The sequence below is a fragment of the Peribacillus simplex genome (assembly GCF_001578185.1).
Classification (GTDB): Bacteria; Bacillota; Bacilli; order Bacillales; family DSM-1321; genus Peribacillus; species Peribacillus simplex_A.
In genome coordinates this window covers 4643075-4660441 of record NZ_CP011008.1, presented here as the reverse complement: position 1 = coordinate 4660441, position 17367 = coordinate 4643075, and the positions used below count along the sequence as shown (strand labels likewise).

At 40.0% G+C, this 17367-nt stretch carries 18 protein-coding genes and 1 pseudogene; 17 read left to right on the top strand and 2 right to left on the bottom strand.

The genetic code is table 11. The features are described 5' to 3' along the window. Nucleotides 1–3: 3 nt before the first annotated feature. The 15 genes and pseudogenes from UP17_RS21780 to UP17_RS21710 all read left to right on the top strand — a co-directional run bounded on the left by UP17_RS21780 (nucleotide 4) and on the right by UP17_RS21710 (nucleotide 13894). Nucleotides 4–1365 (top strand): sensor histidine kinase, encoded by a 1362-nt coding sequence (locus tag UP17_RS21780; RefSeq protein WP_061465257.1) that lies wholly within the window; start codon nucleotides 4–6, stop codon nucleotides 1363–1365. Between the two features lie 35 nt (nucleotides 1366–1400). Beyond that, on the top strand, nucleotides 1401–2102 hold the full coding sequence (locus UP17_RS21775) for a polysaccharide deacetylase family protein (protein WP_250211715.1): 702 nt from the start codon (nucleotides 1401–1403) through the stop codon (nucleotides 2100–2102). Nucleotides 2103–2120: 18 nt separating this feature from the next. Further along, nucleotides 2121–2732, top strand: a complete 612-nt coding sequence (locus UP17_RS21770) for a DedA family protein (protein WP_061465256.1) — start codon at nucleotides 2121–2123, stop codon at nucleotides 2730–2732. Between the two features lie 217 nt (nucleotides 2733–2949). After that, nucleotides 2950–4116 (top strand): MGDG synthase family glycosyltransferase, encoded by a 1167-nt coding sequence (locus UP17_RS21765; protein WP_061465254.1) that lies wholly within the window; start codon nucleotides 2950–2952, stop codon nucleotides 4114–4116. A 107-nt stretch (nucleotides 4117–4223) separates the two neighbouring features. After that, nucleotides 4224–4826, top strand: coding sequence for an undecaprenyl phosphate transporter UptA (locus UP17_RS21760; protein WP_061465252.1), 603 nt, complete (start codon nucleotides 4224–4226; stop codon nucleotides 4824–4826). Nucleotides 4827–5610: 784 nt separating this feature from the next. Then, on the top strand, nucleotides 5611–6189 hold the full coding sequence (locus UP17_RS21755; protein ID WP_061465250.1) for a sensor domain-containing protein: 579 nt from the start codon (nucleotides 5611–5613) through the stop codon (nucleotides 6187–6189). Between the two features lie 119 nt (nucleotides 6190–6308). Beyond that, nucleotides 6309–8102 carry a hybrid sensor histidine kinase/response regulator transcription factor gene (locus UP17_RS21750; protein ID WP_081108927.1) on the top strand — a complete coding sequence of 598 codons (1794 nt, stop codon included), beginning with the start codon at nucleotides 6309–6311 and terminating at the stop codon, nucleotides 8100–8102. Between the two features lie 39 nt (nucleotides 8103–8141). After that, nucleotides 8142–8569: pseudogene (locus UP17_RS21745) on the top strand (hypothetical protein); the annotation flags it as partial. Next, on the top strand, nucleotides 8566–9105 hold the full coding sequence (locus UP17_RS21740; protein ID WP_061465246.1) for a GrpB family protein: 540 nt from the start codon (nucleotides 8566–8568) through the stop codon (nucleotides 9103–9105). The pseudogene UP17_RS21745 and the gene UP17_RS21740, both read left to right, overlap by 4 nt. After that, nucleotides 9092–9709 carry a YdbC family protein gene (locus tag UP17_RS21735; RefSeq protein WP_167556004.1) on the top strand — a complete coding sequence of 206 codons (618 nt, stop codon included), beginning with the start codon at nucleotides 9092–9094 and terminating at the stop codon, nucleotides 9707–9709. The genes UP17_RS21740 and UP17_RS21735 overlap by 14 nt, the downstream gene beginning before the upstream one ends. Before the next feature lie 51 nt (nucleotides 9710–9760). Continuing rightward, nucleotides 9761–10516: an AAA family ATPase gene (locus tag UP17_RS21730; RefSeq protein ID WP_155727444.1), complete on the top strand. Its 756-nt coding sequence runs from the start codon at nucleotides 9761–9763 to the stop codon at nucleotides 10514–10516. A 236-nt stretch (nucleotides 10517–10752) separates the two neighbouring features. Next, nucleotides 10753–11133 (top strand): GntR family transcriptional regulator, encoded by a 381-nt coding sequence (locus tag UP17_RS21725; RefSeq protein WP_061465243.1) that lies wholly within the window; start codon nucleotides 10753–10755, stop codon nucleotides 11131–11133. Next, entirely contained in the window at nucleotides 11130–11816 is a 687-nt protein-coding gene (locus tag UP17_RS21720; protein ID WP_061465241.1) for an ABC transporter ATP-binding protein, read from the top strand. Before UP17_RS21725 ends, UP17_RS21720 begins: the two co-directional genes overlap by 4 nt. Continuing rightward, the gene (locus UP17_RS21715; protein WP_061465238.1) at nucleotides 11813–12649 is read left to right on the top strand and encodes a hypothetical protein; all 837 of its coding nucleotides are present in this window, start codon (nucleotides 11813–11815) and stop codon (nucleotides 12647–12649) included. Before UP17_RS21720 ends, UP17_RS21715 begins: the two co-directional genes overlap by 4 nt. Before the next feature lie 24 nt (nucleotides 12650–12673). Next, nucleotides 12674–13894: a hypothetical protein gene (locus UP17_RS21710; protein WP_061465236.1), complete on the top strand. Its 1221-nt coding sequence runs from the start codon at nucleotides 12674–12676 to the stop codon at nucleotides 13892–13894. Between the two features lie 167 nt (nucleotides 13895–14061). On the opposite strand, the gene UP17_RS21705 is transcribed toward UP17_RS21710, so the two are convergent. Continuing rightward, nucleotides 14062–15261 (bottom strand): MFS transporter, encoded by a 1200-nt coding sequence (locus UP17_RS21705; RefSeq protein ID WP_061465234.1) that lies wholly within the window; start codon nucleotides 15259–15261, stop codon nucleotides 14062–14064. A gap of 12 nt (nucleotides 15262–15273) precedes the next feature. After that, on the bottom strand, nucleotides 15274–15654 hold the full coding sequence (locus UP17_RS21700; protein WP_061466248.1) for a MarR family winged helix-turn-helix transcriptional regulator: 381 nt from the start codon (nucleotides 15652–15654) through the stop codon (nucleotides 15274–15276). 355 nt (nucleotides 15655–16009) lie between these two features. On the opposite strand from UP17_RS21700, the gene UP17_RS21695 reads away from it, so the two are divergent. Further along, nucleotides 16010–16405: a VOC family protein gene (locus UP17_RS21695; RefSeq protein WP_061465232.1), complete on the top strand. Its 396-nt coding sequence runs from the start codon at nucleotides 16010–16012 to the stop codon at nucleotides 16403–16405. Between the two features lie 236 nt (nucleotides 16406–16641). Next, the gene (locus UP17_RS21690; RefSeq protein WP_250211859.1) at nucleotides 16642–17100 is read left to right on the top strand and encodes a DUF4306 domain-containing protein; all 459 of its coding nucleotides are present in this window, start codon (nucleotides 16642–16644) and stop codon (nucleotides 17098–17100) included. The last annotated feature ends 267 nt before the right edge of the window (nucleotides 17101–17367 follow it).

Here is a 17367-nt window from a genome sequence, read left to right as displayed (position 1 = left end):
GTAATGAAAATTACAACAAAAATTAACCTGATTACTACGGCTTGGATACTCTGTGTGTTGGTTGCGGTCAATGCTGTTGTATTTTTTTCGTTTATGAAGATTACTGTAAATATGGAAGAGGATATATTAATTCATAAAGCGCAAAATGTCATTGCTGAAATACATATGGATGATACGCCCCATGAATTAAACAAAAAATTAACCACATATTTGACGAATCATTCATTTATAAGGATCATTCAACCTGATTCTAAAATCAGAGGCGAAGTGTCCAGCGACCATTATTTGCTTACGAAATTTAAAGGGGAATTTTCTACTAACCAAGAAGCGCAAAGAAGCACAATTAAACAAGAGCATAAAGAAGAACAAATATTAATCGTTAGGGTTCCTATCCAATCCAAAGGTATAGTTGTTGGAACTTTAGAAATTGGAGATAGATTACTAGGTCTGGAATTAGGGAAGGATGTATTACTTTCCATACTCACATTTTGTACCCTATTAGGGGCGGGGCTATCGCTGCTAGGCGGCAGGTGGTTATCGAGTGTAATTATGAGACCAATTTCCAATATGATTAATACGATGGAGGATATTGAACAAAGCGGTATTCCGAAAAAAATCATCATCCAACAGGATACAAAAGATGAACTGCAAAAAATGGCTGTTACTTTCAATCGGATGATGAACAGGTTGGATGTGAATTTGGATAAACAGAGGCAATTCATTTCAGATGCTTCACATGAAATAAAAACTCCGCTAACGATAATAAAAAGTTATGCCGATCTCTTGCGCCGCCGCCGGATAAAAAGTGAAGAAAAGGCATTGGATGTTATAAATGTAATTCATTCAGAGGCAACCCGAATTCAGAAAATGACGGAAAGGCTGCTGGAATTAGCCGATACGGAAATGGAAAATTCTTTAGATATTAAATCAGTGAATATAATAACTTTATGCGAGAACGTGTTTAAACAATTCAAAGAGGTCTATGGGCGAGAAATAAATTTTCATTATCAAGAAGATACCATTATGATTACAGCAGATGAATTGAAGATAAAACAGGTGATTATTATCCTTTTAGATAACGCAATCAAATATAGTACAGACAAAATTGATGTGTATGTAGAGGATCAGTCATATTCTACGGTCATTCGGGTAAAAGATTATGGGATTGGCATTCCTGAGCATGAAATGGAAAATATCTTCGAACGATTTTACCGGGTGGATAAGGCTAGAAGCCGGGAGACAGGCGGAACAGGGCTAGGTTTGTCGATAGCCAAAAATATAATGAATCAACATAATGGGGAAATTAAAGTGGCCAGTATCGACGGAATAGGAACAGAGGTGGTATTATCCTTACCGAAAAGGTAATTTGCTGCTAAATACAAGAATGAGGTGTTCTGTGAGTGACACATATAGGGATAATTAGTCTGAGTATCATAGTATTGTTATTTCTAATTTATTCGATTTTCCCTACTGTAATTATTCGTGTATGCAGACTGGGAATCACCAAAAAAAACAAGAGGAATAATGGGATAGCCCTTACTTTTGATGATGGCCCTAACCCTGAATATACTACACAATTACTTGATCTTTTAAAAAAGTACGAGATAAAGGGTTCGTTTTTTGTTGTGGGCAGTAAAGTGAAAAATAACCCTGATATCATTAAACGAATGCATGAAGAAGGACATACAATTGGAATCCATCATTTTGATCATATTTCAAGCTGGATCCTCTCGCCCTTTCAGTTATCGAAACAGTTGAGGATGACGGAAAAGGCGATAATGGAATGTACGCATGAAAAAGTCACTTTTTATAGGCCTCCATGGGGCCATTTTAATATTTTTACGAAAATAGCCAGCAAGAAATATAAAGTGATCATGTGGTCAGACATTTTCGGAGATTGGAAAGTGGAAACATGCAGGAATGACCTGCTTAATCAATTGCGGACAACCTCAACAGAAAATTCGATTCTCCTGCTCCATGACTGTGGGGAAACCTTAGGGGCGGATAAAGAAGCACCACGATATATGATTGAAGTATTGGAAATTTACCTAAAGGAAACCATAAAAAAGGGAACACAATTTATTACATTAAAAGACTTATAACTGATTCGAGGGGACTTTATGAACATAGATAGTATCCTGCATTTTATTGACCTATATGGATATCTTATCATATTTCTTTTTTTATTCATGGGCATTGTGGGGATTCCCGCTCCAGAAGAATCTCTTCTATTTCTAATCGGAGTCCTGATTGGGCAAAATAAGCTCTCATTTGGTTTAGCCGTGCTCAGTTCATTTCTCGGAGCCTTTATAGGGATGCTTATCGCGTATGTATGTGGGAAATATGTGGGGTATCCATTTATAAAAAAATATGGGAAATACGTGGGCATTACCAATGATCGCTGGGAGAAAGTACAGAAAAAGTATATGAATAATACTAAAAAAACGATTGTGTTTGGATTTTATTTACCTGGAATAAGACAAATCAGTCCGTATTTCGCAGGAATCAATAACATTCCCCTGTTCAAATTTATTCTCTTTTCCATGCTAGGCACGTTTCTCTGGACTGTCCCTCTTATAGTCGCAGGGTATTATATAGGTAATGCCTTTCATATAAATCCGGAATATGTTCCACTTTTAGGTGTCGTATTCTTAGTCTTTTTACTGATATATACTTTTATCAATTATATGAAGAGGAAAAAAAAGAATAAATTACCGTCCCGATTGGATTAACCAATGTACTATAATTGGTTCCTAATCGGGCTATTAAGTTTAGGGACTAGGGCTTATGATACCATGAACATATCATTAAAAATTGATTAAAAAGAAAGGTTTTAACAAAAACAGTGATATATTGTAAGGGGAAAAAAGATCTTGAACATACAAATATACTTTTTTCTCAGTACGTATCCATCGATTAAAAGAATGATTTCTATAGGGGATGACATATATGAAGAAGGTTTTGTTTTTACCTCTCTTCCGCATGCAGTCGGGACATCATCAAGTTGCAGAGGCCTTAATGGATTTGTTAAAAAAACATACAAACGGAGTCATTTTGAAAAAAGTGGATCTGCTAAGTTATACGAATAATTCTTTAGAAAAAATGATAACGACGGGATATTTGAAATGGATTCGTTATGCACCTGAAACCTATAATCTCGCCTACAAAAACCTTTTTTACGCTAACTCGAAAAAGGAACGTCCATTTAAATGGTGTCAACATATATTCTTGAAGAAAATGGAACAATTGATAGATGAGGAAAATCCAGACTTAATTGTGTGTACACACGGATTTCCATCCCAACTCTTAAGCCAGTTAAAATTAAAAGGGAAATGCAGTGTCCCAATCATCAACGTGTATACGGATTTCTTTATTAATAATGTCTGGGGAAGCAAGGGGATTGATTTTCACTTTATTCCAAGTCAAGAATTGAAAGAAAAGCTAATAAGCGAGAATCAAATACCGAAACATAGTATAATGGTGACTGGTATTCCTGTTCATGAGGAAATCACTAAGAATGCCAGTGGTTTAAAAAACACCAATCGGCCCAAAGTTTTAATCTCGGGAGGAAATAGTGGCCTGGGCGGGATATTGAATTTAGCTGGTGAGTTAAAGAAATCAACCAACTTTGATTATTTTGTACTTTGTGGCAACAACAAAAAGCTATTTGATGAGATCAAAACATGGGATTTAGCTCATATTAAACCATTACCGTATATTTCATCAAGATCGGAAATGAACGAACTTTATGAAGAAGTGGATGTAATCGTTTCGAAACCAGGTGGTGTCACCATTAGTGAAGCACTTCGAAAAAGGCTTCCGATTTTTGTCCATTCGATGCTTCCGGGACAGGAGGAAATTAATCTACAGTATTTAAAAGACAATAATCTTGTATTTGAAATCAATCGCAAATTATCATTTGAAAAACAAATGCTTAATATATTAAAGGACCATAAAAAAATGGATCAATGGGATAACTCCATCGAAACCTATCAAAAGGAAATGGAATGGGAAAACCCTGAGGAAATGGTGGGCATTATGAAATCGATTCTTAACCTTAAACAAGCCAATAAGCCATCCTATCTCACAAATCAGTCAAAAGTTATTTATAGCTAAGGGTCATTCTATTATTCGTATGGCCAGTGGCCCATTAACAAGGGAAGTAATAACATCATTTGTGATCCGTTTTGAGAAAAGCGAAAATGAAAGTGAGAAGTTGAATTATGAACGACTTTATCCAAACTATTTTACTTACACTCATGGATTATGGGTACCTAGGAATTACCCTTGGTCTTATGATTGAAATTATTCCAAGTGAGATTGTATTATCCTATGGTGGCTTTTTAGTTTCCCAAGGCAGCATCAGTTTTGTTGGGGCGGTTATTGCTGGAACGATTGGAGGAACTATCGCCCAAATATTTGTTTATTTAATCGGATATTATGGTGGAAGACCATTTTTAGAACGATATGGAAAGTATATATTCATTCACAAAAAACATATCGAACTAGCGGAATCTTGGTTTACTAAATATGGGCCAAGCGTCATTTTTACGGCTAGGTTCATTCCGGTTGTCAGACATGCTATTTCGATTCCAGCAGGGATTTCTAAAATGTCCTTAATGAAATTCACGAATTATACGCTACTAGCTGTACTTCCGTGGTCTATACTTTTTGTATTCCTCGGGATGAAGTTAGGAAGCAATTGGGGACAGATTAACGAGATGGCCAAGCCATATATCCAGCCAATCGCAGTGGTGGCGGTTCTCATTATTGCCGGAATGATCATTCGTGGATTCATGAAAAAAAAGAAAAGTAAAGTCTCATGAAAATTATGGATTTGCCCGCAAAGGTAACCAAGATCACTAAAACATTGGAATGTCATGAGTTTAATGTGAGACCAATAAATACGAATATAATTAATCCCACCCATTCTGATTAATCATTTTTTTCAGAATGCGTGGGATTCTTTTATGATTGAATCAATGTTTAATTTAACTTTATTTCAAACTTTAAAATCCTTCTGAAAGATACTCCACTTAACTCACCGCTCCTCATTGAGAAATACGACCGCGCACACTGGTTACAGCGCATAAAGTAAAGCCGTATGTCGTTTCAAGCCAACTCCATGCTTTGCGAGCTTGGTTGTTCGGGACACAATTAGTCAGCAATAAAGATAATAATAGCGCTAATCAAACCGGATTCTCCTTTCCAAATCTCAGAGTGATTCCAATATGCTGCATCGCAAGCTAACGTCATTTTTAAAAAAATGTTAGCTATATTGGATTATTTCGTAAGCTTATCTCGTTTTTCGGAACAGGAACAATCGTCAGGTTTTTAGACTGCTGTCGGTTTGGGAGTACAGCTTGGACGCCTGAAACCAATTGAGCCGTTGTGGCGTTCGCGGGCTTGCGGCTCTAAATATTTTTCTCCAAATACATGCCAATAAGCAGAGAACAGCCAATGCTCCAACTCCGATTATCGGCATCATAATAAACTTCTGTCAACCGCATAGGAACTCTTCGAATATGTCATATGACATTTTTACACTTGTACGGTTGACAGAAGAAGCTATACGATGCGGATATTACACAGAGAGGAGTGATGAACCTTATGAAATCAGGTTTCATCCAGAATGGTTATTTTTTATTGTTAACTTTCGTTACAGGCTTGTTTTACTTTTGTTTTTACATGGTAGCACTGTCGTTCAGTTTAAGTCTTTCATTTACGGTAGTCGGCATTCCACTAGTTTTACGCGTATTGCGAACTACTACAACGTTCATCCAATTCGAGCGCACTCAGACGAAAATCTATACCGATATTACGACGGCCCCTTACGACAGAATAGTAACAACGGATGCAACGGTCTGGGCTCAAGCCAAATTGGAGCTTACTGATCGCTGCAACTGGTCTGCCGTCTTTTGGTTAATGCAGAAGTTCGTGATCGGACTTTTCAGTCTCGTCAGCGCAGCCGTTCTCTATTTAGCACCTCTTGCATTCCTGGTTGCACCACTATTGTACCGATACATCAATATGAATGTCATTTTTATGGAGGTAGATACTTTTGCAAAATCACTCCTTATAATGGCTGTGGGAGTGGTGCTTACTGCAATAAGCTTCAAGCTTGCAGATGTTTTGGCGAAGAAATTGGGAGGTTATACACGAATGATGATTCGGAAGCTAAACCAATAATGGTCTTGTTTCCGGACTTTGTGTAGGGCCCCAGTGTTGACTAGAAAAATATGTTATTGATCGCAGGCTAGGTCTATAATATAGGATACATAACAGAAGGCTACTTAGGGGTGAACGATTTGTTGGATATGGTTAAACAGTGGTTTTGGTTTGATTGGATTATGTTGGGGCTCCGCCTTATTACTATCGTTTCATTCATCCTGACGACGATAAGTTTTCAGGAAGGTCTAACGCTGCCGCTTTGGATCGTTATTTTTTGGGAGGTTGCCGCCTTTTCCATTCCTTGGGTCTGCTTGCTGCTCAACTACAAATATTATTTGTTCATGGAAATACTGCTATATGGCGGACTATGCATATATTTAACATCATTGTTTCCGGATGCTTATTCTACATTTATTGTATCGGCGTTTCTTATCGCGGCAAACAGCAATCATCTTTCCTATCATTGGACGGCTCCGGCAACGGTCTTGGTGATGCCCGGAATTTTCCACGCAGTTTCGCCTAGCAACAGCTATTGGGGCTTGGTCGCCTACTACGGATTTGCTTATGTGTTGGGATTTGCTTTTCACTTATTGATCGTCAATCATCGGCAAAATGAAACGATCCGTAAACAAAATGCGGTGCTTGAACAATATATGTCCCAAATCGAGCGCATTACGCTGGCAGAAGAACGAAGCAGGTTATCGAGGGAACTCCACGATACAGTCGGCCATGCTTATACTTCCATCATCATGGGTATGGAAACGTTACGCCCCGAGCTTGCTAACGAAACGGGTATACAGAGGCTTGATTCATTACTTGAGATGGGCCGCAAAAGCATCGAGGAAGTGAGGGGGTACTTGCATCAAATGGAGTCTCCGCAGCAATCGCTTTCCTTGGTCCGGTCTCTGCAAAAGCTTGGAGATGAATTTCAGGAGCATGCCCAGGTCGCTGTAAGATTTCGGGTGTTCGGAGAGGAGTACCAACTGTCCCGGCAAGCGAAGATGGCGTTCATTCGCTGCTTGCAGGAGTCGCTTACGAATGCTGTTCGTCACGGGCAGGCGACGGAAATCACCGTTTCTCTGCAATTCGAGCAGCAATATACGAGGCTGGATGTGCACGACAACGGAAAAGGGACGGAAGAGTGGCAGGAGGGCTTCGGCATGAACGCGATGAAGGAGCGGGCGATGAATTTGCAAGGTCAAGTGTCCGTCTATACGAATTCCGGGGACGGGACGCTTGTCGCCTGTACTTTGCCGCGACATGCGGAAATGGCAGACGGGCTTATTCGCCTGTTGATCGTCGACGACCAGCCGTTTATTCGGGAAAGTCTGCGGACGTTGCTCGACAGGTACCAAGATTTGAACGTCGACGGCTTGGCCGAAGATGGCGAACAAGCCGTCGACCTGTGCGGGCGCCTTCAGCCCCATGTAGTGCTTATGGATTTGGATATGCCAGGCATGGGCGGAGCCGAGGCAACCAAAATGATCAAGCAGCAATGGCCGAATATCCGCGTATTGGCTCTTACGACGTTCCAGGACTCGAGGCAAGCGTTGGACTTGCTGCGCAACGGTGCGGACGGCTTCCTGCTGAAATCGACCGAAACGCTCGAGCTGGCCAATACGATTCGGCTTATTCACCGGGGAGGCACCCTAATCGATCAGGGGATGTCCCATAAAATATTCGAGAAATTCGATGAGGGCATCAAATCACCACAACCGAATGCCGCAAACGACTATGACCTGACGACCAGGGAAATAGAAATATTGCAGCTTGTTGCCAAAGGGCTCCGATACAAGACGATAGCTTCCAAGCTGTATTTGTCGGACGGCACGGTCAGAAACTACGCCTCCTCGGCCTATTTAAAGCTAGGAGTCCGTAACAAAGAAGAAGCCGTCCAGAAAGCATTGGAAATTGGAATCACTATTAGCTAGAATACCAACGAAATCTATGCTCGGCTACGAATGTAAGGCATAAGGGAACGAGCATTAAAATATGGGCAAAATAAATGGGAGAATAGAGAAGGTCTCCCTAATACGTTAAGAAACCCAGAATACTTGAATGCTAAATTGGAAGATTTATATTTTTCCAGGAACAGGGCATTGATTTTGCCTTGAAGAAGGATGACCTTGATGCGATTCTTTTTCCTTCCTACATAAGTTCCACCATTTGCGCCAAAGCGGGGTATCCGTCCAATGCGGTACCTGCTGGTTTCATGAAAAGCGGCGGCCCTTTTCGTGTGACAATCGCCAGCACCGCTTTTAGTGAAGGGTTATTGATAAAACTGGCATATGCCTTCGAACAGGCTCCATTCACAGATGAAAGCCTAATTTACAAGCAGCATCAAATGGAAGAAATATTAACTAAAGGGAACGTGTATGAAAAAAGGAGGCTTTCATGAGGAAGGTCGAAGTCGTTTCACATAAGAAAGTATGGTCCAAGCTATTTCAAAATGAATGCAAAAGATTACAGGATATTTTCGGGCATGAAATGATGAATTTATACCATATTGGCAGCACGGCCATACCTGTGATCCATGCCAAGCCAGTAATAGATATTTTGGCAGCAGTTAAAGATGTGGAATGTGTCGCTGATTTTAATAAAGAGATGGAACGGATAGGTTATGATGCTAGGGGTGAGAATGGCATCGCTGGACGAAGGTTTTTTCTTAAAGGCGGGGATGAGAGGACGCACCATATTCACATGTTTCAAAAAGGGCATGCGGAAATTTCCAGACACCTCGCTTTTCGGGATTATATGCTGGCACACCCTTATGAAGCACAAAAGTATAGTCAGCTGAAACAGCATTTGGCAGCGGAATTTCCAGATGATATCAAAGGGTATGTAAACGGGAAAAATGATTTTATAAAAAAGGTGGATGAAAGAGCGAAACAATGGGCGAAGCGTGGGGATCATCATGTTGATGAAGTGGATTAAATGCCAAGTGAATGTGGAAAACAAGCATGCATTTTCTACAGCACAAGAGGGATGGGGAGAGTTGCTCCATTGTGCTGGTTTCATGGGTCAAATCGGAGGGTGGAATAAAAATGAGCCACTTGAAGCAGGGATTCTCTCCGTATGGAAAGACCTCCATTCCTATCAACGTTTCATGCGGCATCAACATGATGATTTATTCTTGAAGAGTGACCAAAGAAGTACTTATACAAAAATTTCTGTCGATATATTCGAGAAAATATTCAATATAGGAACTACAGATATTACCGCTTTTTTTGGCAAGGGGATACTACTTCGAGTGACTGACTGTTATGTTGAAAAAAATAAACAAGCCCACTTTGAGCAGATGCAAAAAGAAGTATGGAACAAAGGGATGATGTACTCACCGGGCATTTTGTCAGGTACATTCGGTAAAAAGCAAAACGGGAGATATCTGGTCGCCTCATTATGGGACAATGAATATTCATATCAACGGTACGTGGATAAGGCATTGCCTGCCTTGATAAAGGAATCGGGAGTGAAAGATTCAACCCAACGTATTACAGGAAGCTTAATTGAATTGCATCCAAAGTGGGCGGTCATTTAAATGGTGGCTAACTTCAATGCTAAAAATCTATTTTACAGAAGGTGATTACTAATGAAACTGGATTATGATTCACAGTACATAAGGGGCATCTACCTGAATAGGGACCGAATATCTTCGTATGACCATTTCCCTCTTGACCTGCCGGTTATCAAGCACCTTCAAGAAGTGGCTTTTCATCCTAGTGTTACCTATGTTATCGGGGAAAATGGAATGGGGAAGTCCACCTTGCTTGAAGGTATTGCGATTGCGTATGGCTTCAATCCGGAAGGCGGAACGTTGAATTTCAATTTTTCCAATTATGATTCACATTCCAATTTGGACGAATACCTCCGTTTGAAAAAAGGCGTGTACAAACCGAAGGATCATTTTTTCTTTAGGGCGGAAACCTTTTATAATGTAGCGACAAATATAGAGGAATTGGACAGGGAGGCATCGTCGGGACGGAAGATCATCGATTCCTTTGGTGGGAAATCACTTCACCAGCAATCTCATGGGGAATCGTTTTTTTCTGCTTTTGTAGAACGATTTCAAGGGGATGGATTGTATATCCTCGATGAGCCTGAAGCTGCTTTGTCGCCATTAAGGCAAATATCGATGTTAGCCAGGATAAACGAGCTCGTTAAACAAGGTTCCCAATTCATCATTTCCACCCATTCCCCGATCATCATGGCCTATCCAGATGCTAAAATCCTTCAAATATCAGATGAGGGTATGAATGAAGTGACTTTAGAGGAGTCCAATCACTATTTGTTGATGAAACAGTTTTTTGAAGATAAAGATCGGCTGCTTCATCATCTATTTCAATGAGCTTTATCCACTCCTTTTCGGGAGCCATAAAAGGATTATAAAAACTTTAATTTAAAGCAATAAAAGAAGCTCCGGCTGCACTGCGCATTCGGGGTTTTCATTTTTTTGGAATTGGTTGTTGACAGCTTAGGTGTATTACAGGTATAGTACATCTATAAGGTGTATGAACCACTTAGTACATACACAGGTGACTACATGTAAATTAGATTTTTTCCTAAATAATAGGGGGTGGTTTTATGAACGTTAATACCCGGGAACCGGTATATCTGCAAGTCGTGAGACATTTTAAAGAACAAATAGCCATTGGCAATTTCGTAGCCGGACAGGAGATTCCTTCCCGAAGAGAACTGGCGGCTTCACTGAATATTAATCCTAATACAGCACAAAAAGCGTATAAAGAAATGGAGGAACAGGGCTTGATTCATACAGAAAGAAATTTTCCAAGTCAAATCACGACTAATGAAACGATTTTACAGGCTGTTAGACAGGAGCTAATTCTTGCAGCTGTTGATTCTTTTGTTGATGCTATTCGTCCGATTAATGTGCCGGTTGATGAGCTGCTTCAAGTGGTTAAAGAAAAATATTCGGAAGAAATAAGGGAGGGGGATGAAAAATGATAGAAGTAAAACAAATCTCTAAGAAATATGGACGGAAGACAATCTTAGATGGTGTTTCATTTACAGCCAATAAAGGCGAAGTTACTTGTCTGATCGGGATAAATGGTGTCGGTAAAACGACTACACTCAAAGCGATTATGGGATTGACGCCATATAAAGGTGAAATCCTGATCGATGATCAAAAAATGACACATAACAGTTATGAAAAAATCACGTTCATTCCGGACGCACCGACCATGCTTCCGCAAATGACCGTTAAACAGGCTATGGTTTTCATGAAAGATTTCTATACGTCATGGAACTCAGAAAGAGCTAATCAATTATTGGGATTTTTTAAACTGAAAGAAGAGACCCCCATTTCCGAGTTGTCTAAAGGGAACACAGCTAAGCTAAACCTGATGCTGGGGCTGTCCCTTGACGTGGATTATGTACTGATGGACGAACCATTTTCGGGAATTGATATGTTTAGCCGCGAGCAAATTGCCGATGTCTTTGCGAGCCACCTTATTGAAGATAGAGGAGTCATCATCACGACCCATGAAATCGGCGATATTGAACATTTAATCGATAAGGTCATTTTATTGGATAACGGTAAAGTCCTCAAAGAGTTCAATACAGAAGAAATGCGTGAGGATGAAGGGAAATCGGTAGTCGATGTAATGAGAGAGGTGTATCAAGCATGATGCGATATTTAAAGCTAGTGAATTTTGAAATCAATCGTTTTAGTAAAATATATATATCCTTATTGTTGATAACCTTGGTTTCGCAATTTGCTGGCGTGATCATCGTAACGAAAAGTCTTCTTAATGATGCCAGGGAGATCATCTCAAGAGAAAAACTATCGGAAGCCACTTATATTACCCAATATGGAGGAGGCATTGATTTTACCCATATCGCCAATACCCTCTGGTTTCTAGGACCGATCGCGCTGAGTGCCGTTGCCCTGATTTTTTACATTTTTCTTATTTGGTATCGTGATTGGTTTGGAAAGAATACGTTCATTTATCGTCTATTGATGTTACCGACATCCAGATTATCAATCTACCTTTCCAAAGCCACGGCCATCTTCTTGATGGTGTTAGGATTGATTGCTTTCCAGATTATCATTTTACCCATGGAAAATGCCCTATTTAATTCATACGCACCTGAATCGCTTTTGAAAATGGAAATGTCAACTTTTGCCATCGCTAAATTGAATAGTGTCTTGAATTTGGTTATTCCAGGCAACTTCACGCAATTCCTGCTTTCCTATGGCATAGGTCTTATGATCATGTCGATATTATTCACGGCGATCATGTTTGAAAGAAGTTTCCGCATAAAAGGAATCATTTTGGGCTTGGTGTATGTCGGGATCTCTGCTGCAGTGTTTTTAACTCCTGTTTTCGTAATGGAGAGTGGTAATTTCTATTTTTACCCTAATGAAATACTTGGTCTGCAGCTCGCCTTAGGAATCATTGTGACAGGACTCTCGATTTGGCTTGGTTCCTGGTTATTGAAAAATCGCGTTACGGTATAACAACTATTAAAGGAGAGTGACAAGGTGAAACGTTATATATGCAGCATCATTATTGGAATGGTTGTCATCTTAAGCATCGGGACCTATTATGTCAAAGTAGCTTCCTCCGCTTCCGGCCTTCCAAAGTATAATTTCAAGACGCTAGAAGGCAGTGATAAAGAGCTTGATCCGGTAATAATACATGGTTCACTCGAAGTTGATCCCATATATGAACCATTAACGATTGTATCCAATCAATCCATATATGCCAGCGAACGGTCTTACTTTGAAAACTTATCTGGAATACAAGATTTTCAAATTGAAAGATTGATAAAAGAACATCGTTCATTTATGCGTGGTAGGGATTCCATTAATTCTTTATATGAAGACGATGATTTCCTGGCTTACGCCTCGGTGAATGAAGATTTTACAAAGAACGGAAAAATGGAAGCGGAGTTTGATATCGGTTTACTGGAGAAGAAAGGCGAAGATGAAACTTCTTTCAAAATTGAACTTCCCGATCAAGAGAGAATCATGAATGTTGTTGTCAGGGATGTGCAGTTGGTCCATTCAAAACTGCAGGTTTTAACGATGAATGATGTTAATTCAAACGATGAAAAGCAAACAATAGAGGTTCATCTGTATACGATCGATTTAGCTAATAAGAAAGTTTTGAGCGATAAAACCCTTTTATCTGAAACTTTTACTGATCCCAATCAAGTTGACCTTGAGATGCCAACTGATATTGCACCTTCCCAGCCAAACAACATGGTATTAATTTCGTTAATTAAAGGGGTAAATCATGAGGATGGCTTTAAGGAAAAACTAAAGGAAAGCAAGCTTTTATCTTATAATTATGATACGGAAAAATTAGAAACGGTTAAATTGCCCAAAAAAGAATCGCTTAGCCCGGACATGGCAAGAGGTGGATATGCGGATGGGAAAAAACTTTACATAGTTGATACCAAGTCCGATAAATATCACATTAAGACGTTTGATCTAAGCAGTCAAAAGATAACGAATGACATGGAGCTAGATCTAACTGTTAATAAAAAAGAACAAGACTTCGCTGCCTTTAAGAATGGGCGTGTATACTTCCTGTTAGGCAGCGGAAGGGATCAAGAGGGCGTTTTAACATCCAAGCCTGCCCAACTTCTAATTACCGATTATAAGACTGGAAAGACTTTATATAAAGGTGAAACAGTCACAAATAAAAAGAACGGCAAAAATTATGGTTTTAATATCGAAAGCTTGGAAGTCAAATAAGGGATGACTATCACTAGAAGCTGTCTCAAAAACTTTTGAGACAGCTTCTTTTTTTAGTGAAGGACGAATTACCTCCAACAACGGACGAATTCTAATCGGCTTGATTCTTTAAATGGCACAAAAATCGTGAAAAAAGGGATATCCTCCAATGGGATATCCCTTTTTCGTTAAACGGAAGCCAAGTTCGCTCTGGCTGAACGTTCTTTCCTGCCGTGCAGGAAGTGGTAAAGAATGGAAGTTGCGATGACCACACCGCCAAGGATGACATACAATGTGCTGTAACCTGTTACTGGAATGATGAATCCGAGAATATAAGGGCCGAATCCAAGTCCTGCGTCAAGCATGATAAAGAAGGTGGACGTTGCCATCCCCATTCGGTGAGGCGGTGTCAGTTTAACGGCAATCGCCTGCGAGCTTGATTGCATATTACCGAATCCAAGGCCGATGAGGAAACCAGCTGCCAGTAAAGTGAAACTATTGGTTGTTATGCTTAGAAGGAGCAAACCGACTCCGAAAATCAAAAAGGCTGGATACATAATGAAGTTCGATCCTTTCCGGTCCATTAACGGTCCTGAGAAAGGGCGTGATAATAATACAGCGACTGCGTAAACGACAAAGAAGAAGCTTGCTGTATTGACCAGATTGATTTCGATGGCATAGAAACTGATGAAAGAAAGGACGCTGGAATAGCAGAATGCCAATAACAGAGTAATGATTGAGATGGGCAGTGCCTTAGGTTCAATGAAATTGGAAAGCTTGAATCCTTTACTTTCAGTCACTTTTGCCGTCACTTTCAATGCCGGGACATTAAGGAAGAATGCTGTAATCAGGCTGATCAGCCCTAAAGCCAGGCAAAAACTGAATATCACTTGGAAGCTTGTATGTTGAGCCATATACAGACCGATGAAAGGGCCGATTGCCGTCGCAAGTGTTGCGCTCATGCTGTAGTAGCCGATGCCTTCTCCTTTTCGTGTTGCCGGGATGATCTGGGCGACGATCGTTCCTGTCGCAGTACTCGCCATACCCATCGCCATACCATGGATCAGGCGGTTAACGAGCAGGAAGCCAATTCCGAGATCCACAAAATATAGAAGTGTTGTCAAAGTGAAAAAGATCAATCCGATGAATAATGTTTTCTTGCGGCCGATTGAATCAATGAAACGGCCGATGAACAGACGTCCGATTAATGTCCCGATTATGAAAATACCCGATATGAGTCCGGCTTGGCTTGTAGAAGCATTCAATTCATTTACGGCATAGATGGCAAGTGTCACCATCAGTAAATAAAAGATTAATGTTATGAAAAAATTGATGGAAGAAACGATGACAAAGTCCTTCGTCCACAGTCTAGGTCTGGATTGTTCCATTTTATTATCTCCTTACTTTATAATGTTATTTCTTATTTCGCCCATAATGCGTATGGCCGCGAGTTGTTCCTCTTCAGTGATCCCCTTCAAGATGTCCTGTTCGTATTGATCGATTGTCACGCGGACTTCACTGTAGAGATTTGAGCCAAGCTCAGTAAGCCGCATTCTTTTTTCCCGTCTATCTTTACTTGGCACATGCTCGACATATCCCAGCTCTTCCAAACGGGTAATGGTCCTGGTAATTGTGGGCTTTTCCACACTTTGATAATTGGCAAGCTCTACAAGCGTTGCCGAACCATAATTGGATAAGTAATGTAAAATGGACCATTGCGCCCTGTGTAAATCATGCTTGTTCAGCTGTATATTTAGATTATTTTCAAAAGGCCGGTACATCAGCAATAATTGCTGAAAGAATTTTTGGTAAGTCTTTATCAGAAACACTCCTTATAATATATAGTTACCTTGAGTAATTGTTACCCTGAGTAACTATAATAACAGAAATCATTCATTATGTCCAATTGGATTCAGATTGTTAATTTTGGGGGTTTTTGATAAGGTGAGGGAGAATATAGGAGAAGATGTGAAGCATGTACGATTTAAGCCCAATTCACGAGTAAAAGCGCAAAATTCACGAGTAAAAGCGCAAAACTCACGAGTAAAAGCGCAAAACTCACGAGTAAAAGCGCGAAACTCACGAGTAAAAGTACGAAATTCACGAGTAAAGGCCCAAATTAAAGGGGGATGAAAGTTGTCAAAGGGATTTCTACATCATATTGAGCTGAATGTTTCAAATTTACATAGGACCGTTGATTTTTGGGGCTGGTTTTTGGAGGAAATCAATTATGAGCCATACCAGGAGTGGGAAAGCGGGAAGAGTTGGAGATTGGATGGCATGTACATTGTTTTTGTACAAGCGGAAACTAGGTTTCTTGACATTCCCTATCATAGGGGACGAGTGGGCCTTAATCATTTAGCCTTTCACGCCACCTCCCGTCAACAGGTTGATGAGATCACCAGAAAATTAAGGGACAGGGGAGTTACCATCCTCTATGCCGACAAGCACCCCTTCGCCGGTGGGAAGGAACATTATGCTGTATTTTTCGAAGACCCGGATAGGATGAAAGTTGAATTGGTGGCACCTTAAGTATTTTCGTTAATTGGTAAGATGAAGGGAAATGGCTAAGTAACCGCACTATCTGATAAATAAAGGCTAACGACATCCATGTTTAGCTTTTGCTAGCCCTTAATATCTTATTCCCTTTTCTGATTAAATTTTAGCTTTTCCGGGTCTAATTATTATAGGAAGATGGTTAGTTGTATATAAATTTCCAAGTCATTGGTATAATGTAGGTCTATTGTCTATAGGTGGTGATATTGTCAGTGAAATACTTTGTCCAAATAATAATCGCTGCATTTTTCCTTTTACTTTTTTCATTTTGTACCTGGTATGAAGGCAGCGAAATTCTGGATAACCCTTGGGAATGGAGATATTCAACTCACTTTTCACAGATGTTGAATGATCAAGATATTTCGAATTTGGACTATTTCGTGTATGCAGCAAAATTCAAACCGGTATTTCCAGTGTTGATGGTCCTAACGTCTTCGTACTTAATCATAATTACGGGTTATGCCCTATTCAAAAGAAGCAGTAAAAAAATAGCACTATTTTTGGCTGGATTTGGCGTCCCTTTTCTGATTTCGAGTGGTTTTGTATCCAATTCCCCAACTGTGGGAGGGAATATCTTTCAAGCTTTCTTTCTGATAAGCGGTATGATGGCCATAATGGGTGCCGTGCTATATTATTTCCGGATGCCTAAAGAAATCAATACCGATTTTTAAATTCACTTCATGCTTTTTTGCGGAGCTGCCATACGGGGCGGCTTTTTTATTTGGGCAATATGGAAAGCTGGTAAGGAGACACAAAATGACCAAAATTAATAGCCATTCTTCTAAAAAATATTAATGCCCTCACATTTTAGAAAAGCTGTTATGCTGTTTAAACAGGCTTTTGAAATTCGGACAGGGAATGCAACATGGCAAACTTCATTCAAATCTGTTTGTAGCAAAGCAACGTGATTACTTGAATGATCCTGTTTACATGCTGCT